The 21542-nt window shown below is 39.0% G+C and carries 18 protein-coding genes; 4 read left to right on the top strand and 14 right to left on the bottom strand.

Features of this window, described 5'->3' with window-relative positions; genetic code table 11:
* Positions 1–96: 96 nt before the first annotated feature.
* Positions 97–471 carry a DUF1934 family protein gene (locus tag GZ996_RS02835; protein ID WP_380433601.1) on the bottom strand — a complete coding sequence of 125 codons (375 nt, stop codon included), beginning with the start codon at positions 469–471 and terminating at the stop codon, positions 97–99.
* A gap of 359 nt (positions 472–830) precedes the next feature.
* On the opposite strand from GZ996_RS02835, the gene GZ996_RS02830 reads away from it, so the two are divergent.
* From GZ996_RS02830 to GZ996_RS02820, 3 genes are all read left to right on the top strand, one after another.
* Positions 831–2138 (top strand): HD domain-containing protein, encoded by a 1308-nt coding sequence (locus tag GZ996_RS02830; protein ID WP_156806109.1) that lies wholly within the window; start codon positions 831–833, stop codon positions 2136–2138.
* 269 nt (positions 2139–2407) lie between these two features.
* Complete coding sequence (gene yidA, locus GZ996_RS02825) at positions 2408–3217, top strand: sugar-phosphatase (protein WP_156806108.1); 810 nt, start codon at positions 2408–2410, stop codon at positions 3215–3217.
* The gene (locus GZ996_RS02820; protein WP_161980854.1) at positions 3217–4434 is read left to right on the top strand and encodes an aminoacyltransferase; all 1218 of its coding nucleotides are present in this window, start codon (positions 3217–3219) and stop codon (positions 4432–4434) included. Before yidA ends, GZ996_RS02820 begins: the two co-directional genes overlap by 1 nt.
* Positions 4435–4596: 162 nt before the next feature.
* Here GZ996_RS02820 and GZ996_RS02815 read toward each other — a convergent pair whose 3' ends face one another.
* The 10 genes from GZ996_RS02815 to GZ996_RS02770 all read right to left on the bottom strand — a co-directional run bounded on the left by GZ996_RS02815 (position 4597) and on the right by GZ996_RS02770 (position 15423).
* Positions 4597–6375 (bottom strand): ABC transporter ATP-binding protein, encoded by a 1779-nt coding sequence (locus tag GZ996_RS02815; RefSeq protein ID WP_162011289.1) that lies wholly within the window; start codon positions 6373–6375, stop codon positions 4597–4599.
* 4 nt (positions 6376–6379) lie between these two features.
* The gene (locus GZ996_RS02810) at positions 6380–8119 is read right to left on the bottom strand and encodes an ABC transporter ATP-binding protein (RefSeq protein WP_162011288.1); all 1740 of its coding nucleotides are present in this window, start codon (positions 8117–8119) and stop codon (positions 6380–6382) included.
* Between the two features lie 500 nt (positions 8120–8619).
* Complete coding sequence (locus tag GZ996_RS02805; protein WP_161980857.1) at positions 8620–9087, bottom strand: NUDIX hydrolase; 468 nt, start codon at positions 9085–9087, stop codon at positions 8620–8622.
* A gap of 11 nt (positions 9088–9098) precedes the next feature.
* The gene (locus GZ996_RS02800; RefSeq protein WP_162011287.1) at positions 9099–9572 is read right to left on the bottom strand and encodes a GNAT family N-acetyltransferase; all 474 of its coding nucleotides are present in this window, start codon (positions 9570–9572) and stop codon (positions 9099–9101) included.
* 3 nt (positions 9573–9575) lie between these two features.
* Entirely contained in the window at positions 9576–11444 is a 1869-nt protein-coding gene (locus GZ996_RS02795) for an ABC-F family ATP-binding cassette domain-containing protein (RefSeq protein ID WP_162011286.1), read from the bottom strand.
* A gap of 150 nt (positions 11445–11594) precedes the next feature.
* Positions 11595–12806, bottom strand: coding sequence for a CCA tRNA nucleotidyltransferase (locus GZ996_RS02790; RefSeq protein ID WP_162011285.1), 1212 nt, complete (start codon positions 12804–12806; stop codon positions 11595–11597).
* Positions 12803–13573, bottom strand: a complete 771-nt coding sequence (gene dapB, locus GZ996_RS02785) for a 4-hydroxy-tetrahydrodipicolinate reductase (RefSeq protein ID WP_162011284.1) — start codon at positions 13571–13573, stop codon at positions 12803–12805. The genes GZ996_RS02790 and dapB overlap by 4 nt, the downstream gene beginning before the upstream one ends.
* 43 nt (positions 13574–13616) lie before the next feature.
* Complete coding sequence (locus GZ996_RS02780) at positions 13617–14465, bottom strand: DegV family protein (protein WP_161980506.1); 849 nt, start codon at positions 14463–14465, stop codon at positions 13617–13619.
* Position 14466: 1 nt separating this feature from the next.
* Positions 14467–14841 carry a DUF1149 family protein gene (locus tag GZ996_RS02775; RefSeq protein WP_161978649.1) on the bottom strand — a complete coding sequence of 125 codons (375 nt, stop codon included), beginning with the start codon at positions 14839–14841 and terminating at the stop codon, positions 14467–14469.
* Between the two features lie 51 nt (positions 14842–14892).
* On the bottom strand, positions 14893–15423 hold the full coding sequence (locus GZ996_RS02770; protein ID WP_162011283.1) for a hypothetical protein: 531 nt from the start codon (positions 15421–15423) through the stop codon (positions 14893–14895).
* Between the two features lie 198 nt (positions 15424–15621).
* Here GZ996_RS02770 and GZ996_RS02765 point away from each other — a divergent pair, with 198 nt between their 5' ends.
* Entirely contained in the window at positions 15622–16551 is a 930-nt protein-coding gene (locus GZ996_RS02765; RefSeq protein WP_162011282.1) for an aldo/keto reductase, read from the top strand.
* Positions 16552–16627: 76 nt separating this feature from the next.
* Here GZ996_RS02765 and GZ996_RS02760 read toward each other — a convergent pair whose 3' ends face one another.
* From GZ996_RS02760 to alaS, 3 genes are all read right to left on the bottom strand, one after another.
* Positions 16628–17902 (bottom strand): MerR family transcriptional regulator, encoded by a 1275-nt coding sequence (locus GZ996_RS02760; protein WP_162011281.1) that lies wholly within the window; start codon positions 17900–17902, stop codon positions 16628–16630.
* Between the two features lie 149 nt (positions 17903–18051).
* The gene (locus tag GZ996_RS02755; protein WP_161980503.1) at positions 18052–18771 is read right to left on the bottom strand and encodes a DUF554 domain-containing protein; all 720 of its coding nucleotides are present in this window, start codon (positions 18769–18771) and stop codon (positions 18052–18054) included.
* Between the two features lie 56 nt (positions 18772–18827).
* Positions 18828–21446: an alanine--tRNA ligase gene (gene alaS / locus GZ996_RS02750; RefSeq protein WP_161980502.1), complete on the bottom strand. Its 2619-nt coding sequence runs from the start codon at positions 21444–21446 to the stop codon at positions 18828–18830.
* Positions 21447–21542: the final 96 nt, after the last annotated feature.

Genomic DNA, 21542 nt, shown 5'->3' with positions numbered 1-21542 from the left:
AATTCTCCTAAGCGTTAACATCACAAGAAAAATGGCATCGCAAAACTCTTACAGAAAACGCTATTAACTTTCTATTTTAATAATGACTTAATCTTTCTAAAGCCACGAAATGCTCATCTGATAAGTCGCTAAAGCTTCTTTAGAATCCATATGAGGTAATAACTCATAAGACAAGGTTAAAACATCTTGACCTAGTTCAAATCGATGAGTTTTTGTCACCATTTTTTGTGTTCCCATAGGTGTTGGAATAGAGCAAAGTGCTAAATCATCTGCCACAAAACGCATGAGGGACTGTGGTTTTGAAAAACGTGTCATGAGAAGCTCATCTGACTTAAATTTTAAAATAACTTTTTCAGTTTCTTCGTTTTGGTAAACCAAATAATGATAGTCACCCTTGAGAGTCAACTCCCCCTCATATTCTTCATGAATGAGCTCCATCTCATTTCCCATCTGTATTTTATTTTTTATCATAATTTTCATCATTAAATGACACAAGTCCTTTCTTATTGTGTGTGTTTTAGAAACGTTATGCCATGTTCACCTGTTGTAATTTGTCATGAACAATCCTTCCCATACTGTAACAATGTTATTTTTCAAGATGTTCAATAATGAGGACTACGCCACATGCAATATCTTGACTAAAGTTTCTGTACAAGAAATCAATAGTTTAATGCAATCAACTACCACGCTTCTCTTATTTTTAATTTCAGACTTAATGGGCATTTAAGAGAAATACTTTTACCCGCCTCTGTCCTCATATTTTACCAATTTCTGACAAAAAGCACAATTTTTGCTACAATAATTTTGTATTAACTCAAGGGAGCCCAAGCATGGATAAGATTTTTAGAGACCCTGTTCATAACGACATTCACATCACTAATCCAATCATTTATGATTTAACAAATACTGCTGAGTTTCAGCGCCTCCGTCGGATCAAACAAGTACCTACGACTAGTTTTACTTTTCACGGAGCAGAGCATAGTCGCTTCTCTCATTGTTTGGGGGTTTATGATATCGCGAGACGGGTAACAGAATATTTTGAGGTTCATTATTCAGGTGTTTGGAACCAAGACGAGTCTCTTTTGACAATGGCTGCTGCACTTTTACACGACATCGGCCACGGAGCTTATTCTCATACATTTGAAATGCTTTTTAAAACAGATCACGAAGCTCTGGGACAGGAATTGATTACCAGTCCCCAGACAGAAATCAATACGATTTTGCGCCGTGTATCTCCTGACTTTCCAGATAAAGTAGCTAGTGTCATCAATCATACCTACCCTAACAAACAAGTCGTGCAACTGATTTCCAGCCAGATTGACTGTGATCGTATGGATTATTTGCTTAGAGATTCTTATTATACGGGGACTAATTATGGACAGTTTGATTTAACTAGAATTTTAACCAGTATGAGACCTAATACGGATGGAATTGTTTTTGATATTACTGGGATGCATGCTGTTGAAGACTATCTTGTCAGTCGTTATCAAATGTACATGCAGGTCTATTTCCATCCTGCCAGCCGTGCCATTGAAGTCCTTTTACAAAATCTGTTAAAACGGGCGCGTCGTCTTTATCACCAAGATTCTAGTTTTTTTACAAAAACTTCACCTTTACTTGTTCCTTTTTTTGAGGAAACCGCCACACTTTCTGATTACCTTCTTCTCGATGACGGCGTGCTCAATACTTACTTCCAAGCTTGGATGACCAGCGAGGATAAAATTTTAAATGACCTTGCCAGCCGATTCATTAGGCGCCAATTATTTGCTTCGGTGACTTTTGACAAAGCTAGCGCAGAGCAACTTGATTTACTGAGGGAATTAGTCACAGCTGTTGGTTTTGATGCCGAGTACTATACTGCAGAGCACCACAATTTCGATTTACCTTACGATATTTACCGCCCAGAAAGTAAAAAACCTCGAACACAAATTGAAATTCTCCAAAAAAATGGGAAACTTGCCGAGCTTTCTAGCCTATCACCACTTGTTTCCGCACTTTCTGGGTCAACATTTGGTGACCAACGTTTCTATTTTCCAAAAGATATGATGATAAAAGACGACCTTTTTGTTGCTGACAAGGAAGTTTTTCTCTCCTGTATTTCAGACGGACATTTTTCAAGTTTAAAAATTTCAGATTAATTTTAAGGTACCTTAAGAAGGCAAGGAGAGTTACGGTTTCAAAGCTTTGCCCCCTGTGCTATCTAATTTTTAAACTAAAGTTTTGACTGTCTCTTCCCGTTTTTCTATCATCGCAAACGACTTAATGAATTCCTAAACTGTGTTCAATTGGATATCGAAAATAAGGATTGGATTGCTCCCAGTCCTTTTACAAATGACAAATACCCACATTTTTAGTAGAATAATAAATTGATAAAACATGTGAAATAGAAGTAGGAAAAGGAAAACTTATGACCATAAAATTAGTTGCTGTTGATATTGATGGAACATTGATTACTGATGACCGTAAAATCACTTCAGAAGTGTTTGAAGCTATTCAAGATGCTAAAGAGCAGGGTGTAAAAGTCGTTATCACAACAGGACGCCCTATTGCTGGTGTTCAAGACTTGCTAACTGAACTTAATCTCAAAGATGAAGGTGACTATGTCATCACTTTTAACGGTGCCCTCGTCCAAGATACTGCCACAAGACAAGATATCGTGAAAGATGCATTAGTTTACGAAGATTATCTAGAAATTGAATTTCTCAGTCGTCAACTAGGGGTTCATATGCATGCTATTACCAAAGAAGGCATCTACACTGCTAACCGTAACATTGGGAAATACACCATTCATGAAGCGACACTTGTTGGAATGCCTGTCTTTTACCGTACTCCCGAGGAAATGACTGATAAAGAAATTGTCAAAATCATGATGATTGATGAGCCTAGCATTCTTGATGAAGCTATTGCTAATATTCCACCAGCTTTTTACGACAAGTATACCATTGTCAAATCTAAACCGTTTTATCTTGAAATTATCAATAAAACTGCCAGCAAGGGCTCTGCTATTGTTCACCTCGCCGAAAAATTGGGAATTTCGATGAAAGAAACAATGGCCATAGGCGACGAGGAGAACGATCGTGCTATGCTTGAAGTTGTTGGTACACCTGTCGTCATGGAAAACGGAGTAGACAGCATCAAATCTCTTGCTAGACACATCACCAAATCAAATAATGAAAGCGGAGTAGCTTACGCTATTCGTGAGTGGGTGCTCAAATAATGTTGACATATCAAATTGGGATTTCTACGCAAGAACATGATGACTTTGTCAAATCAAATCATCAAGTAAATTTATTGCAAAGTTCAAACTGGGCAAAAATCAAAGATAACTGGAGCAATGAACGTATTGGTTTTTATCAAGACGGAAAACTAGTCGCCTCAGCAAGCATCCTCATCAAGCCATTACCACTAGGATTCACAATGCTCTACATTCCTCGTGGTCCTATCATGGATTACACCGATAAAGAACTTGTCAGTTTTGTTTTAAAATCACTGAAATCTTTTGGCAAAAAAAGGCGGGCACTCTTTATCAAGTTTGACCCTAATATCCATCTCCAAGCCTTTCAAGATATTGAGAATCGTAACGATAATAGTGATAGTTTAGCTATTATACAGCATCTGCAAAATCTAGGGGTTGAATGGGTAGGACGAACTCAAGATATTGGTGAGACCATCCAGCCACGCTTTCAGGCTAACGTTTACGCTAAAGATTTCTCTCTAGATAGTCTTCCAAAACGAACAAAACAAGAAATTAGAACTGCATGTAATAAAGGCCTCGAAGTCGTATTTGGTGGTAGCGAATTGCTCCCTACATTTGCCGAACTAATGAAGATGACTGAGAACCGTAAAAAAATTCATTTGCGTAACCTTCCCTACTATCAAAAATTAGTCAATACTTACCCAGATGATTCTTTCGTTACCTTGGTTCAGATTGATGTCTTCAAAAAAATAGACCTTCTAAAAAAACAACTCAAGAAAGCCCAAGCAGAATTTGAAAAATTCAGCGAAAAAACCTCTCCAGGAAAACTCAAAGAAAACCAAGAAAGTCAAAAACGACTAGAAAAAGAACTTGATTTCTTCCAGACTTTCTATGATAAGGGGCAAGAAACCATTCCATTAGCAGCGACGCTTTCAATCAATTTCAGCAACACCTCTGAAAATCTATATGCTGGTATGGATGATACCTTTAAACAATTCAATGCTCCCGTTCTCACTTGGTACGAAACCATGAACCATGCCTTTGAATTGGGGATGGCTAGTCAAAATATGGGGGGAATTGAAAATCAACTTGAGGGTGGCCTCTATCATTTTAAATCAAAGTTCAATCCTACTATTGAAGAATTTATTGGAGAATTTAACCTCCCTGTTAATGCTCTTTTATATCGTTTATCAAATCTTGCCTACAAGCTTCGAAAACAATTACGTCGCAAAGCATAGTAAAAAATAAGCCTTCACTTATTAGTGAGGCTTATTTTGCTATATCACATCAAGTCAATTCTAGCCAGACAACGACACGCCAGATAAAACTACGGTCATATATCAGGTTTGGTATGCTAAAAAGAATCGCCAGACCGTTTTATCAAGAAATTCTTTTTTTACTCAAGCTTCTTTGTCTGAGAACTGACTCATATAAAGGTCATGGTAAAAACCTTTATCAGCAAGTAAACTATCATGATTTCCTTGTTCGATGATTTGGCCATCTTTAAGGACTAAAATTTTATCTGCCTCTTGAATGGTTGATAGGCGATGGGCAATAACAAAACTTGTTCGTCCTTGCATCAAACGTTTCATAGCTTTTTGAATGAGTAATTCTAAGCGCGTATCAACTGATGATGTTGCCTCATCCAAAATTAAGATTTTCGGGTCAGCTAAAAGCGCACGCGCAATGGTCAGCAATTGTTTTTGCCCGAGGGAAATATTAGAAGATTCTTGGTTCATTTCCATATTGTAGCCACCTGGTAAGGTACGAATAAAATGATCCACATTAGCTGCTTTAGCCGCTTCAATAATTTCCTCGTCAGTTGCTTCAAGATTTCCAAAACGAAGATTTTCTTTAATCGTTCCTTCGTAGAGCCAAGCATCTTGGAGAACCATACCAAATTGTTTACGGTATTCTTGACGTGATAGGTTACGAATATCGTGTCCATCCACAGTAATGGACCCATCTGTCACATCATAGAAACGCATTAAAAGATTGATAAGAGTAGTTTTGCCCGCCCCAGTCGGTCCTACAATGGCCACCATCTCACCTGGATTAACTTCTAGATTAAAATCACGAATGAGGGGTTTACTGTCAACATACTGGAAATTAACGTTTTTAAAGCTAACTTGCCCTGTCAGATCCTGATTGAATCGTTCAGAGACATTTGACAACTCATCAACTTCATCTAGTACTTCAAAAATACGTTCTAAAGAAGATTTTGCTGATTGGAGAATACCAGCTAATTGAGTTAAGGTCTGGATAGGTTGTCCAAGTTGGAAGGTATATTGAACAAAAGCTTGGATGTTACCAATAGCCATTTTTCCTGCCATAACTTGAAGTCCACCAAGAACCGCTACAATAAGATAAGCCATATCTGAGATAGCATGAAGGACAGGCATCATAATTCCAGACATGAAACTAGCTTTGAAACCAACATCCTGTAATTCATCAGTGATTCTAGCAAATTCCTCTGCGGATACCTTTTCGCGACCGTAAAGTTTTAAAACGTTAAAGCCAGTCAGATTTTCTTGAACAAAGCCATTCATATCACCTAAAACTTTAGCCTGACGTTTAAAATACGGCTGTGATTTTTTTAGAATAGCTTGCGCTGTTACGTAAGTCAAGGGAATACTGAGAATAACCACGATAGCTAACTGAGCATTTAGATAAAGCACCATTACCACAACAAGCGTAAGGGAAATCATGGCATTGACAATCTGCAAGAAAGACTGTTGCAAAGCATTCGATACCGTCTCAACATCTGATGTGAATCGCCCTAGCATATCTCCAAATTGGTGCTTATCAAAATAAGAAACAGGAATACGATTGATTTTTTCACTCAGGTCATTACGAAGATCGCGGATGCTGTTTTGCACTGTACGAGTAATGTAATAGTTCGAACCATAGGCACCAATTTCATAGAAGAAGGCACGAATGGCGTAGATAACCAAAACCCAGAAAATATAGGTTGTGTTAATGGCCGCACCTTCCACACCTGATGCCATGTCTAGCAGATTTTGTGTCAATTCTGTGATAACGAGACCTAAGACAAAAGGCTCTAACACATTCATCACCGCAGCTGTGATTTTAAGGAAAATAGCTAAGAAGAGGGAGCCCTTATATACCTTCAAATAGTGCCAGAGGCGTAAGAAGACTGATTGATTTTTTGTTTTCATTTTTCTAAACCTCCTCCGTCAATGCTTGATTATTAAGCTGTGAATTGGCAATTTCACGGTAGATATCATTGGTTTTCATAAGCTCATCATGGGTTCCACGACCAACAATTTCACCTTCATCAAGGACGATAATCTGATCAGCATCCATAATGGTTCCAACCCGTTGTGCCACGATAAGCACTGTTGCATTTTCCGTTACTTCTTTCAAACGGCGACGCAGCTCTGAATCGGTTTTATAATCTAGAGCTGAGAATGAATCATCAAAGATATAAATATCTGGCTTTTTAACCACTGCACGTGCAATAGACAAGCGCTGCTTTTGTCCTCCAGATAGGTTACTACCACCCTCAGCCAAATGTGTCCCATAGCCTTCTTCTCGGCTCTCGATAAATTCTTTAGCTTGAGAGACACTCGTCGCCTCATCAAGCTCAGAAACCGTGGCATCTTGCTTACCATATTTTAAGTTTTCTTCAATGGTTCCAGTAAATAACAGAGCTTTTTGAGGAATGAAACCTACCTTCTGACGAAGAGCTTTAAGGTTATACTCCTTAACATTAACGCCATCTACTAAAATTTTTCCAAGGGTAACATCATAGAATCGAGGAATGAGATTCACCAAACTTGATTTTCCAGAACCAGTTGAACCAATAAAGGCAATGGTTTCACCTGGTTTTGTTTTGAAGGAAATGTTGTGAAGAACAGGACTTTCTGTCTCCCCTGGATAAGCAAAGGTCACATTGTCAAACTCCAAATAACCTTTTGTAGCTGTTTCAGTAACACCATTTGGATTTTCTGAAATTGAAATCGGCATATCCATCACTTCTTGAATACGACTTGCTGACACCGCCATACGAGGATACATGGTAAAGAGATTGGCAAACATCAAGAATGAAAAGAGAGCATGGAAAGCATACTCAATAAAAGCAACCAAGTCACCAATTTGGAGCTCTGCCTTCGCCAAAGGAGCTAAGGCAAACCAAACAATAGCCACAATCATAGCAATGATGATCTGAACAAAGAGGGGCTCAGTCAAACCGGTCAGAGTGAAAAGCTTTTTAGAAATATTCGCATACTCTTCATTTTGACCTGCAAAACGCTCTTCTTGGAAGTCTTCTCGTGAAAAAGCACGAATCACACGCAAACCCATCAAGTTTTCACGAACGTACTGGTTAATCTTATCTAACGTTTGTTGCTGTTGCTTAGAAAGAGGACGGGTTTTAATAGCGACATAGGTCACAACTGCTACTAAAAATGGTAAGAAAATAGCTACTGTCCAAGCTAGGCTAGGACTAGTCAGCAAAATCATGACAACTGAGAAAATCATCATCATGGGAGTTACAACACCCATTCGTAGTGACATCTCAGCAAACTGCATTAAGACGTAGGCATCACTAGTCATACGCGTTACTAAAGACGACACACCAATTTTTTCATATTCACTATGAGAATAACTCTGCAATTTCGCATACATATCCGTACGCAATTCCTTAATCATCGTCGTAGTGAGTTTTCCAGCCGCATAAGCTAAAATCACACGACCAACAATACCAAGTACAATAATCACAAACATGACGATTGCCCAATAAGTCAAACGATCAGGATCATTTTTAGTAATCCCCTCATCAATCATACGAGCAAGAATGGTTGGCATTCCTAAGTTTACCACAACAAAGAGAAATCCACCTAATAAATCAAGAGCAAGCCATTTGTGCTTTGATTTTAAATAAGACCAAATTAACTGCATTCTTATATTACCTGTCAAACATTGAACCGATAAGTGCAAAATCATAAACTGATTTTAACTACTAAGTCCCCTATCAGTTACTCACTTACACTTCCAAAGTTCATATTTTATTCCTTTCCTTAAATTAATCCCCTAAAAAATCGTTTATTGCTAATACCAATCTAAAATCAAAAAATTACTTTTTTGTTTCTTTTTAATAAAATGTGGACGATCCACATTAGTATAAGTGCTAATAACCAATCACTAAATAAAATCTAAATGTCTATATGAGAAAATCTAAAATTCTAATTTTGATTTTCTAATAAGTACCCGTTGTGCTAGTTATTTTCTTTTTTAGCACTTTTCCCTATGTGGTGCGGGGGCGCTTCAAAGGTCTAGGAGACCTTTGAAGGTGGGAAATGAAGCTGGCGAAGTCAGCATCAAAACCTCCTACGGAGTTCCATTCCTTTTTGGCAAGCCTAAGTCTCCTTCGCTCTCTGGTTTCTAAGCTTAGGCTATTTCTAACGTAAAATGTGCCAGTTTGGGTAATGACTAGCCTCAAGATTCGGAGCGAGAATCTTGAGTATCAAAGGCGAAGCGTTACTCTCTGTCAAGTCTGAGAGGGTTACCCAAGCACTACCTACCGAATCATTAACATCTCCACCATCAATGGTTTCAGTAATTGCAATAGCAGAGCTATTATCAAGTTCTACATCATAAACCGCAAAAATATGGTGGGTCACATTTTCTTCTCCCTCAGGCTGTACAAAGGTGTCAAAAATCCGATTATTCACAGCAGATAACACCTGAAAACCAGTCTCTTCTAACATCTCACGTTTTAGAGTATCCAGTAAACTCTCTCCACTATCTTGGCTTCCTCCTGGTAAATCATATCGCCCCGTATAGGGACCTCGATTTTTACGCACACAGAGTAACTTTCCCTCACGAATACAAATGCCATAAACACCAAAATGTTTTAAATGTACCATTTATTTTTCTCCTACAAACTTTTTAACATCCAAATATCCATTGCCGTGTGTCCTGCTTCATTTGGGAGAGGCTTTTCTAAGCGTTCAAATCCAAAATGTTCATAGACTGCAACAGCTGATGATAATTCATTGGCGGTTTCGAGATATAGTTTCTGGTAGCCTTCTTTTTTCGCTTCTGCAAAGATTATTTTGAGAAGTTGACTAGAGATGCCCTTTCCTCTTTGATTTGAAGAGACGTATAATTTTTGAAGCTCTGCGATGTTCTCAGAAATCGGAGCAAAACCTCCTGAACCAACGATTTCTCCAGATTCTTCTGCCACAAAATAAGCTGAACGGTCAAGATGAGCATAGTAGGCACTAAGATTATCCAGCTGTGGATCACAATAAGCCGTTCCAGGTTTATCAAGACCAAATTCTTCAAGAGAGGTACGGATAAGAGTTGCTACCTCGGCATTATCCTTCAATTCAATAGACCGTAATAGCATAATCTATCCCTCCAAGTCGCTTAAATACTCATACCGCTCATATTTTTCAAGCAGTTGATCATTCTTCTCATCCAGTTCCTTTTGCAAATCACTAAGCCTTGTAAAATCACTGCCACAGGTCTGCATCTCCTCTGATATCTCAGCGATACGATTTTCTAAATGCTCAATCTCTGTTTCAATGCCAGCCCACTCCTGCTTCTCAAAGTAGGACATCCTCTTCTTCTCATCTTTTGGTTTCTCTTCTTTTACCGCTTCTTTCTTTTGAGAAATGGCAGAGCTATCATGTTCAAAAGCCTTCTCGTCAAGATAATCTGTGTAATTTCCAAAAAATTCTCTAATAGAACCATCTTCAAAGACCAAAATCTTATTGGCCACCTTATCTAAGAAATAACGGTCATGGCTAACGGTGATAACAGGACCTGCAAAACCAGCCAAAAAACCTTCTAAAACTGTTAAGGTAGCAATGTCAAGGTCATTTGTCGGCTCATCCAAAAGAAGAACATTTGGTTTTTCAATCAAGATTTTCAGCAAATAAAGACGTTTTTTCTCACCACCAGACAGCTTAGCAATCTGTGTCCCATGCGTTGATCGTGGGAACAAAAACTGCTCTAACAATTCCGAAACGCTAGTTGTACCAACCGTAGTCTTAACTTCATCTGCAACTTCTTGCAGATAAGAAATAACACGTTTACTCTCATCCATATCCTTGAGATTCTGAGAAAAATAGCCAACGCGAATCGTTTCACCGATGTCTAATTTTCCAGAGGTTGGCTGCAAATCACCGTTAATCAAATTAAGAAGCGTCGATTTCCCAACCCCATTATCACCAACAATCCCAATACGGTCACGGTTTTGGATGATGAGGTTAAAGTCAGTTAAAATCGGTTTATTCGGATATGAGAAACTCACATTTTCAAAGTTAACCACTTTTTTCCCAATACGACTCGTTTCAAAAGTAATTTCCAAATCTTCAGCAGTCGTTCCTTGATGCACTTCTTTTTTCAAGTCATGAAAACGATTGATGCGAGCCTGTTGTTTAGTCGCACGCGCCTGTGGTTGACGTCTCATCCACTCTAATTCTTGTTTATAGAGTTGCTTTTTCTTGTGAATAGAAGCCGCATCTCGTTCATCTTGCTCTGCCCTCAGACGGACATAGTCTTGGTAATTGCCCTGATATTCCGTCAAATGACTATCAGCCAATTCAAAGATTCGCGTCGCCACATTATCCAAGAAATAACGGTCATGGGTGATAAAGAGAACAGTCTTCTTACTATTTTTCAAAAAATTAGTCAACCAAGCAATGGTGTCAATATCTAGATGGTTAGTCGGTTCGTCCAATAATAATAAATCCGCATTACCTAGAAGCACCTGCGCTAATTGCACACGGCGTCGCAATCCACCAGAAAGGTCCCCTACTTTAGCGGTCAAGTCGGTGAGCCCTAATTTTGACAGAACAGTCTTAACTTCACTTTCAATCGTCCAAGCATCTAGGCTATCCATTTCTGCCATAACCTTTTCTATACGCGCTTGATTTTCCTCCGAATAAGCCAACATCAACTGTTCATATTCACGAATCAGCGCCATTTCACGCAGATCCGATGATAAAACCGTCTCTAGAACCGTTTTGCTATCATCAAAGTCAGGTTCTTGGGTCAAATAAGAAATTTTATAATCATTTGCCTTGATAAAAGGTGACACATCACCATCATAGCCAATACGGTCTGAAATCACATCTAACAAAGTAGTCTTTCCAGTTCCATTGACGCCAATAATCCCAACACGATCTAAGTCATGAAGGATGAAAGAAATCTCTTTAAAAACGGTTTTAGCACCGACAGATTTCGTTAATTTTTCTACAATAAAATCAGACATATTGCCATTCCTATCTTTTTAATGTCATTTTATTACGCTCTATCAAAAACTCAGATAGAACCAAGCTCAACAAGCATTCTAATACCGTTAGATGTTAATTGCGACGAGTATTAGCCGGGATGACTTCTTCTCCTCGTTGATAAAAGGAGCTCACGCCCCTTTTGTTAATCCTTTAATAAATGAAAAAATATCATCTTTTTCATTAGCTAAATCTCCACAAACAATTGCTTTTTCCACAGCGTTCAAAAATCGCCCCATTTCTGGACCAGGCTTTAACCCTAATTCTTTAATAAGTATTCCACCATTGACGACGATTTCATGTTTATCATGGATAACCAATTCCTTATCCAAGTGCTCAATCAATTCAAAATCAACAGGCATTCCTTGTGCCTGACGAAGTTCCTCAGTAAGTAAAATAGCTTCTCTCCCAAAAGCATAGATTTCTTCCTTAGTCAATTCCTTTTCAAGACGATAGTTAAAAATAGTCACAATTCTCTCGACATCTTTTTGGAAATTGACAGAAGTTTTCCATGTTTTTAAAAAAGCTTTGGGGTTCTTAATTTTTAAGGCCAATAGCAGAGCTGCCCAGGCCTGTTCTGAATTAGTAAATCGAAAGTCTTCAGCAATAGAGTCTAAAAAGCTCTGCCATTTTTCAATAGTACCTACTAAATCAGGAAGGTAGTTATAAGCCTCTGTAGCTTGTAGAGCTTTAATTCCTTTCCTCCAAAAGGGAGCCATCAATAGCTTATCAAACTCAATAAAGGAACGTTCCACTGAAATTTTTTCTAACAAGGGAGCATGATCCTTCATTGCTTCAAATGTCACTTCTTCAATATCAAAATCAAGAGTCGCTGCAAAACGTAACCCTCGCATAATCCGCAAGGCATCCTCATTAAAACGCTCTTCCGCCTGACCAACAGCTCTTAACAACTTGTTATCAAGGTCTGTTAAACCATCAAAAAGGTCAATGACTTCACCTGTTTCATCCAAAGCAAACGCATTGACTGTAAAATCACGACGTTTTAGGTCTTCCTCTAAAGACCGAACAAAAGAAACACTTGAAGGACGGCGGTAATCAACATAGACATCTTCAGTACGAAAAGTTGTTATTTCATACTCACCACCATTTTCAAGTACTAAAACGGTTCCATGTTCAATTCCAATATCAACTGTACGCTCAAAAATCCGCTTCGTTTCTTCAGGATACGATGAGGTAGCTATATCAACATCATGAATGTCACGACCTAGTAAGACATCACGTACACTCCCACCCACAAAATAGGCTTCAAATCCCGCTTCTTTAATTTTAGTTAATAAGGGTAAAGCCTTCTGAAAGTCAGAAGGCATTGTTTCTAATTTCATGACAATAAGTTTTCCAATCCGTAAACCAATTCTTTGCGCTTAACAACTTCTTTAATCCCTAGATTAACACCACTCATGAAAGAACTACGATCATAAGAATCATGGCGAAGCGTCAATCCTTCACCTTGTGCTCCAAAAATAACTTCTTGGTGAGCAACAAGTCCTGGCAATCTCACACTGTGAATGCGGAAACCATTAAACTCAGCTCCTCTAGCACCTGTAATTAACTCTTCTTCATCTTCTGCCCCTTGCTTCTTAAAAGCACGAGCCTCACGAATGAGTTCAGCCGTTTTTATAGCTGTTCCAGAAGGTGCATCTTTTTTCTTATCATGATGAAGTTCAATGATTTCAAGGTCTGGAAAATATTTGCTGGCCTTAGTCGCAAATTCCATGAGAAGAATAGCTCCTATCGCAAAATTAGGCGCAATTAACCCACCTAGCTGTTTTTCAGAAGATAAGGCTTTGAGCTCTGCAATTTGATCAGCGGTAAAACCAGTAGTCCCAACAACAGGAGCAAAGCCATTTTCAAGGGCAAAACGAGTGTTCCCATAAGCTACCTTTGGCATGGTAAAATCAACCCAAACGTCTGCTTCAAAGCCAACTAAAGCTTCTTTCGCAGTGAAAACAGGAACCCCATCAATTTCTTTCTCTGTCGCAAAAGGATCAAGAAGGCCTGCTAGTTCAAGCTGGTCATCACTTTTCACCATATCAACAGCTGTTGACCCCATTTTACCCTTAAAACCAGCAATAACAACCTTAATTGTCATAAGAAACTCCTTTTCGTAAAAATTTGTTTACTCTTCTATTACTTTAGTCAAAGCGCAAAGTAACACCTAGAGCAATCGCTCCCTCTCCCAAATGCGTTCCAATCACAGAACCAAATGTGGCAACAGAAAGATTGGTTAATCCATCCAACGTTAGTTGTTCATACAACGCTTCTGCCTTTTCAGCAGCATTACCATGAATAATGATAACGTCGTAATTTCCATCTTCTGATAGTTTCGATAGGATATCAATCAAACGCTTAACTGCCTTCTTTTCTGTCCTAACCTTTTCGTAAACAACGATTTTCCCTGTTTCATCAAAATAGAGAATAGGTTTAATAGACAGAAGGTTACCGAGAATCGCTGAGCTGTTTGATAAACGCCCGCCCTTGACCAAATGATTCAAATCATCCACCATGATATAAGCAGACGTCTTCTCGATTTGTTGGTGCAAACGGTCCATAATGGTTTCAAAACTCAATCCAGCTTCCGCCCAATTAAGCGCGTTCATCACCATCATTCCCAGTGGTGCAGAAGTAATCTGGGTATCTGGAAAAGCAATTGTCAAACCTGAGTGTTCTTCCATAAGGTACTGAATATTAGCCCAAAAACCAGAAATTCCACTAGATAGAAACAATCCTATAACGTGTGTGTAATTTTCACCAGCAAGTTTAAATAATAATTCGTCTAATTGAGCAACTGAAGGTTGACTGGTCATTGGTAAACTGTCAGCAACCGCCATTTTTTCATAGAACTCTGAAGCAGTTAGGTTGACACCTTCTACAAATGATTCCCCGTCAATAGTGACAGGAATATCTAAAACAAAAAGATTATCAGGTCTTTTAAACGCATCAGAAAAAAAGACTGACGAATCTGTAACTACAGCTAATTTCATTTTAAAACTCCAAATTGATACCCGGTCTATCCAATGCGATTTCTGTGACTTCATAAGTCAAACGTTTAAGCATATCCAATAGTGGGGCTGCTAAATATTGTACCTCTTCTTGAGAAAGTTCACTCGGCTCTTGTACAATACGGTTTTGAATACGATTTCCTTGTGAAATGATACCTGAAATAACAAATTCTTCTTTAACAATCATATAGTGTAAACGAGCAATTAAAACTGTTTCGTTAATTTCTGTGTCACGTTTTACCAATTGAAAATTGACTTCAGCTTTTGTTTTTGGAGTACCATTTTCTTTTTCCCACTCCAAATTGCGGGCATCGTAGTGAAATTGATTGACAAATTCTTTTTCGCGAATGATTTCCATTGTTGACTCCTTGACATTATTACTTCTATTATACCATGAATACTTTGAAAATTAAAGCTTAGAATTTTTTCTGGGGTGTTTATCCACAATTTCTGGATGTGCTTCAAGTAATGCTTTGCCTTTTTCAGTCAAAGCATAGCCTCTTACTTCAAATAAGCTAGATAATTCATCTTCTGTGTATTGCTCTGCCATTTTTTCATCTAAATCGCTACGCTTAAATTTAGAGAGTCCCGCTACTCCTTTAGCTTTTAAAAACTCTTTGAGATCACCGGCAGGTAAATGGCCTAGAGATTCAAAAGCAGTCTCAATGCGGACATACCCGGCTTCGGTAAGCATATCCAATTCCTTATCAGCATCAATCCCATAGGTCGTGTAGAAATATTTATGGCGAAATGAAGTCGTTAAAAATGTTCCAAAGGAAATTCTCCATAAGAGAATGATATGCCCTGGTAAGAATCCTTCGACAGTTCTCTCCATTTGGCGCTTAGCAATCGGCTTTTTATACAATTCTTCTTCGTATTGAGGTGCTATATAAGGCATCTCAGCGTGCTCTTTATAAATGTCTTTAAATAATTTTTCCATAAGGAAAATTATAACAAAAAGTTGACAAGTTTTCTCTTGAGAGAGATTAAAAACTTCTTACTCTAATTATTCAGATTGGATCCATTGAGCCGCTCAAAGATACTTAGTAAAAACTCGGTTGACCTCTAAGTATTCTCTTGACTTAGTCCTGCTCTAAGATGTTAAAATGATAGCGTATTCAAGAAAGGAGAAATTCTCATGAAAACTCTTAATGTCAAAGAGGGACCTCAAAATGTTTCTAATATTGTCCTAGGCTGTATGCGCATGCCTGCTTTATCTGTCGAAGATGCTGCAAAAATGATTACAACTGCTGTGGAAAACGGTGTCAACTTTTTCGACCATGCCACTTGCTACGGTGATGATGGGGAAGCAGAGCGTCGTTTTGGCGATGCCTTCCAACTAACTGGTATCAAACGCGAAGATATTATTTTGCAATCTAAGGTTGGTTTACAGTTTGACCGTAATGAATTTGACTGGACTAAGGAAAATATTTTATCAAACGTTGACCGCATTTTAGAACGCTTGCAAACAGATTACCTAGATGGCCTTCTCTTGCACCGTCCTGACTTGATTTTTGAGCCAGAACAAGTCGCTGAAGCTTTTGATGAGCTTTATACTTCTGGAAAAGTTCGTCATTTTGGTGTCAGCAATGTCCCAACGCTTCAAATGGAACTCTTGAAAAAACATGTGAAACAACCACTTGTTTTTAATCAATTACAACTATCCATTGAACAATCTCAACTCATTGATCAATCACTCTATGTTAATAACAAAACAACTGACATGTCCATTGATCGTGATAATGGCACATTAGATTACTGTCGTCTCAACGACATTACCATTCAAGCTTGGTCGCCACTACAAATTGGTATGTTCGGTGGTACCTTTATTGATAACCCTGACTTCCCAGAGCTCAATGATAAATTACAAGAACTCGGTGATAAATACGGTGTTACGAAAGCCGCAATTGCTCTTGCTTGGATTTTACGCCACCCTGCTAAAATGCAGGTTATCGTAGGAACAATGAATCCTCAACATTTAATTGAAGCCTGCGCAGCAAGTGATATCGAACTTACTCACAACGAATGGTACCAACTCTACCTTGCATCCGGAAAATTCTTGCCATAAAATACTTAAACGCCTGACCGACGGTCAAGCGTTTTTTTGATATAATGCATCGTAGTATCGTCTAAAATCCAGCATCCTATTTATTCTTAATAATCCGTTCAAAGCGCTTCTGGTACTGTTCATCGTAATCATTTTTATCCGCATGTTTAGCTGAAGCCGTTTTGGGAATCCCGAGTTTCACAAGACGCTCATCAAATTCTTCCAGCTCCTGATAAGTATCAACAAATCTATTAACGTCATCATTTACATTTGGCTGAGACAAAACCACCCTCTTTCCGTCCAACCAAATGGCATAGTAAAAATTACCATAACGATTATTAGTAGATAATTGCCAATGCGAATCACCGTACCAAACTCCAATCTTTTTGACATCATCGTAACGATAGTGCTTTCCAGATAAGTTTAGAGGGGAATAGAGGATAATGTCCTGCTCCGTAACAACTGTCGTATTCGCCAAGAAAAGAAAGATGGACAAAAGACACGAAATAGCGGTTCCCCAACGCAAATAACGGTTGTCAAATAGGTCATAAACTTTGAATAATTGAAGTAGCCAATAGATAATGCTGGTTACTATTACCCCAATCATGACAAGTCCCCAAAAATGATTGGACTCATAAAAGAGCCATTTGTCTGGAAGAAATTGTGTTAGCAGTATGGAAGCACCAGCAAATACAGCAAGTGTCATAATCAGACCAAGTAGACCTAAAGGAATCACTAGCCATTCTTTTCTATTCTTACGTTTGACAACTACTTTCTTCGTCCGACGATTTTTAAAATAGCTCTGCCATATCCATGCAATCCAAACAGTTGTAAACAAGGAGAACGCTGCTACCCAAGCTAGATGCTCCATATTTTTCGTTGCGATACGGTGAAACAGGGTTAAAATAGGTCCTAGACTCACTAGTGTCCACAAGATGCTCTCCCACAATGAGTTGACACTGCTGTCAACTAGAACTTCTCTTAATTCTTCAAATTCATCTGCTTCTTTGAAATCAATAATCTTATTGAAATCATCAATTTTATCAGAATCTCCATAAGCTTTTGAGAACTTTTGGCAGAGTTGACGTCGCTCTACTAAGTTTTCCTCCTCGGCATAGAGGTCCTGAATACGATTTTCCAAAGCGACTTGAACTTGTGATTCCTCTTGTATGAGAAGCTCTACGATATTACTTACTGAAAAACCAAAATAGCGAAAGATTTTAATTTTTTTCAAGGTTTGAACATTATCTTCAGAGTAATCACGATAGGTATTATTCGCATTTCTTGAAACTTCTAGCAAGCCCTTCTCTTCATAGAAACGAATAGTTTTACTTGACAATCCTGTCAACTTTTCTACTTCTTTAATTTGCATAAGAACTCCTTTCTATCTCAGTTATACACTATCCACTTAGGGAAGAGTCAAGAATTTTTTAGGATTTTCTTAAAACCAAGCTCAATTGAACTTGGTTTTCATATTTTAAATAGATAAGGTTAAAACTCACTCCAATTTCTTAGCCCCTATTAACCAAGAAATGTTCCCCAAAAAGTTGCTAACACTATGGCTGGTAGCATGTTCGCTACCTTTATTTTCATCTCAAATAATAAATTAACACCGACACAAAAAATGAGCATATTTCCAACTAAGCTAAGATAATCTAAGGCTGTTTGCTCCAGCATACCACCTGTCAAAAAAGCCAGTAAAGTAACACTTCCTTGAAAGATAGCAACAGGCAGCGCTGAAAATATTGCTCCCTTTCCCAAAGAGACCGTCATTATGGCAATTATAATCATGTCTAGCATACCTTTAGCTATCAAGGTTGAACTGTCTGCCGAAATTCCATCTTGAATACTACCAACGATAGCCATAGCTCCTATGCAAACCGTACAAGTAGCCATTACAAAGGCATCAACAAATCCCCCATCAGCATCATTACCTGTCTTATATTTTAAATAATCACCGAAGCGATCGATATAACTATCTAACGATAGAAGCTCACCAATAATGGTTCCTAAAGCTAGAGTCACAATCATCATCGTAGATTGACCAGCAACTAATTGCTCCTGTTCTACCGTCACCATCTTAGTTAAAACTCCAGCTATTGATAGGAAAATAACCGCTACTCCCATAGCCTGCATTAAACTTTTTTGTAAAGATTCCTTCAGATGAGCCTTGAAAAACAAACCAAGAAAGCCACCAAAAATAATTAGCAGAACATTGCTTATCGTTCCAAATCCAATCATATCTCTCCTTTTTATAGCAAAGAACAGAACCAATAAGTCCTGCTCTTCCTATTTTCTTACAATTTCTCTGATACAGCATTCAAGAGATTTTGAATACCAGAAGCATCAGAACCACCTGCCATAGCCATGTCTGGTTTACCACCACCACGACCAGCTACAAGCGGAGCAAGTTCCTTAATCACATTACCTGCATGCACATCTTTAGACTTACTTGCTACTAGAACATTTACTTTCTCACCAATGCTTGCTACAAGGACTAGAACATCTGAGTAATCTTTTTGTTTCCAGTTATCTGCAAAAGTACGAAGGGCACCTGCGTCAGCAACTTCTACTTGTGTTGCAATATAGCGAACACCGTTAGCTTCTTTGACATCTTTGAAGACATCACCAGCCTGAGCTGCAGCTGCTTTTTCTTTTAACTCTGCATTTTCTTTTTGTAAATGGCGGAGCTCCTCAGATAGGGCTGTTACTTTCGTTGGGACTTGATCCATTTGTGGGACTTTAAGAGTTTGAGCAGTCTCTTTCAAAGCATCTTCACGATTACGGAAAGCTTCAAAGGCTGCTTGACCTGTTACCGCAAGAATACGACGAGTCCCTGAACCGATACCTTCTTCTTTGACAATCTTGAAGAGTCCGATTTCAGACGTGTTGCGAAGATGGGTACCACCACAAAGCTCGATAGAGTAATCCCCGATTTGAACCACACGAACCACTTTACCGTATTTCTCACCAAAGAGCGCCATCGCTCCCATTTCTTTGGCTGTCTCAACATCTGTCTCAGTCGTTACAACTGGTAGAGCTTCCCAGATTTTTTCATTAACCTGTGTTTCAATAGCACGTAATTCTTCAGCTGTCACCGCTTCAAAGTGCGTGAAGTCAAAACGAAGGAAGCTTTCTTCATTCAATGAACCAGCCTGAGTCGCGTGTTCACCGATGATATGGTGAAGCGCAGCATGAAGCAAGTGAGTCGCTGTGTGGTTTTTCTCAACACTGTTACGACGAGCAATGTCAATAGAAAGCGTGTAGCTTGTACCAACAGAAAGGCTTGCCAAAACTTCTACCGTGTGTAATGGCTGACCATTTGGCGCTTTTTGCACATCTACGACACGCGCAACAGTATCACCTTGATCATTTTTCACCACACCGTGGTCAGCAACTTGACCACCCATTTCAGCGTAGAATGGTGTTTGGTCAAAGACAAGGAGGGCTTGACCTTCAGATACAGCTTCAGTACGCTCGTTATCTGCAATGATAACAGACAAGCCTGCCTCTAGTTCTGTTGATTCATAAACAAATGTTGAAGGCTCAGTGATACCTGCGAGGGTTTCATTTTGCATACCCATTGAGCCACCTTTAACCACGGCCGCACGTGCACGGTCTTGTTGCTCTTTCATGGCTGCTTTGAACCCGTCATGGTCAATTTTGTAGCCAGCATCTTCTGCCAACTCTTCTGTCAATTCAACTGGGAATCCGTAAGTATCGTAAAGTTTAAAGATATCTTTTCCTTCAAGCGTATCTTTGCCAGCTGCTTTCAAATCAGTCAATAACTCTTCAAGGTGACCTGAACCAGCATCAATCGTGCGGGCAAAAGTCTCTTCTTCACGTTTAACGATTTTCTCAATAAATTCACGTTTTTCAAGCACTTCTGGGTAGTAGCTTTCCATGATCTGACCAACGATTTGAACCAATTTGTAAAGGAAAGTCTCGGTAATCCCCAAGCGACGACCGTGCATAACGGCACGACGAAGGAGACGACGAAGGACATAACCACGGCCTTCATTTCCTGGAAGAGCGCCATCACCAATGGCAAAGCTAAGCGCACGAATGTGGTCAGCAATCACTTTAAAGCTCATGTTATCGCCATCTTGGTCGTACGTTTGACCAGACAATTTTTCCACTTCACGAATAATCGGCATAAAGAGGTCTGTTTCAAAGTTTGTCTTAGCCCCTTGGAAAATCGCAGCCAGACGCTCTAGACCTGCGCCCGTATCAATGTTTTTGTTAGGCAATTCTTTGTATTCTGAGCGTGGAACAGCTGGATCAGCGTTAAATTGTGACAAGACAATGTTCCAGATTTCGATGTAACGATCGTTTTCAATATCTTCTTCCAACAAGCGAATACCAATGTTTTTGGGGTCAAAAGCTTCACCACGGTCAAAGAAAATCTCCGTATCTGGACCTGAAGGACCAGCACCGATTTCCCAGAAGTTATCTTCGAGCGGAATCAAGTGACTTGGCTCAACTCCCAAAGCAATCCAACGGTTGTATGAATCCTTATCATATGGATAGTAAGTCATGTAGAGCTTGTCTTTTGGAAAAGCAAACCACTCCTCACTCGTCAACAGTTCAAAGCCCCATTCAATCGCTTCGTCACGAAAATAATCCCCGATAGAGAAGTTTCCAAGCATTTCAAACATGGTGTGGTGACGTGCTGTCTTACCAACATTTTCAATATCGTTGGTACGGATTGATTTTTGCGCATTGGTAATCCGTGGATTCTCAGGAATCACAGACCCATCAAAATATTTTTTTAGTGTCGCAACCCCGGAGTTAATCCAAAGAAGCGTTGGGTCGTTAACTGGGACAAGATTAGCCGAAGGCTCAACAGAGTGACCCTTTGACTTCCAGAAATCCAACCACATTTGACGAATCTGAGCAGAAGATAATTGTTTCATAATTAAGATACCAAGAGCGTTAAGAAAGCGAGAGAAAAATAGGAGACCAACGCCGTGTGCTTGCACACAAGGCGGTCTATCTTTTTTCCGACGCTT

Origin of the sequence: Streptococcus sp. S784/96/1, assembly GCF_902729355.1 — a bacterium.
Taxonomy (GTDB): domain Bacteria; phylum Bacillota; class Bacilli; order Lactobacillales; family Streptococcaceae; genus Streptococcus; species Streptococcus caledonicus.
The sequence above is the reverse complement of the archived record's forward strand: the minus strand, read 5'-3'. Positions and strand labels throughout refer to the sequence as shown.

Bases quoted from the DNA above. Each gene is read 5' to 3' on its own strand.
- GZ996_RS02755 (WP_161980503.1), bottom strand. From the start codon at position 18,771: ATGATTGGATTTGGAACGATAAGCAATGTTCTGCTAATTATTTTTGGT.
- GZ996_RS02790 (WP_162011285.1), bottom strand. From the start codon at position 12,806: ATGAAATTAGAAACAATGCCTTCTGACTTTCAGAAGGCTTTACCCTTA.
- GZ996_RS02815 (WP_162011289.1), bottom strand. From the start codon at position 6,375: ATGAAAACAAAAAATCAATCAGTCTTCTTACGCCTCTGGCACTATTTG.
- GZ996_RS02765 (WP_162011282.1), top strand. From the start codon at position 15,622: ATGAAAACTCTTAATGTCAAAGAGGGACCTCAAAATGTTTCTAATATT.
- GZ996_RS02760 (WP_162011281.1), bottom strand. From the start codon at position 17,902: ATGCAAATTAAAGAAGTAGAAAAGTTGACAGGATTGTCAAGTAAAACT.
- GZ996_RS02820 (WP_161980854.1), top strand. From the start codon at position 3,217: ATGTTGACATATCAAATTGGGATTTCTACGCAAGAACATGATGACTTT.
- GZ996_RS02835 (WP_380433601.1), bottom strand. From the start codon at position 471: ATGATAAAAAATAAAATACAGATGGGAAATGAGATGGAGCTCATTCAT.
- yidA (WP_156806108.1), top strand. From the start codon at position 2,408: ATGACCATAAAATTAGTTGCTGTTGATATTGATGGAACATTGATTACT.
- GZ996_RS02805 (WP_161980857.1), bottom strand. From the start codon at position 9,087: ATGGTACATTTAAAACATTTTGGTGTTTATGGCATTTGTATTCGTGAG.
- GZ996_RS02800 (WP_162011287.1), bottom strand. From the start codon at position 9,572: ATGCTATTACGGTCTATTGAATTGAAGGATAATGCCGAGGTAGCAACT.
- GZ996_RS02770 (WP_162011283.1), bottom strand. From the start codon at position 15,423: ATGGAAAAATTATTTAAAGACATTTATAAAGAGCACGCTGAGATGCCT.
- GZ996_RS02775 (WP_161978649.1), bottom strand. From the start codon at position 14,841: ATGGAAATCATTCGCGAAAAAGAATTTGTCAATCAATTTCACTACGAT.
- alaS (WP_161980502.1), bottom strand. From the start codon at position 21,446: ATGAAACAATTATCTTCTGCTCAGATTCGTCAAATGTGGTTGGATTTC.
- GZ996_RS02810 (WP_162011288.1), bottom strand. From the start codon at position 8,119: ATGCAGTTAATTTGGTCTTATTTAAAATCAAAGCACAAATGGCTTGCT.
- GZ996_RS02830 (WP_156806109.1), top strand. From the start codon at position 831: ATGGATAAGATTTTTAGAGACCCTGTTCATAACGACATTCACATCACT.
- GZ996_RS02795 (WP_162011286.1), bottom strand. From the start codon at position 11,444: ATGTCTGATTTTATTGTAGAAAAATTAACGAAATCTGTCGGTGCTAAA.
- dapB (WP_162011284.1), bottom strand. From the start codon at position 13,573: ATGACAATTAAGGTTGTTATTGCTGGTTTTAAGGGTAAAATGGGGTCA.
- GZ996_RS02780 (WP_161980506.1), bottom strand. From the start codon at position 14,465: ATGAAATTAGCTGTAGTTACAGATTCGTCAGTCTTTTTTTCTGATGCG.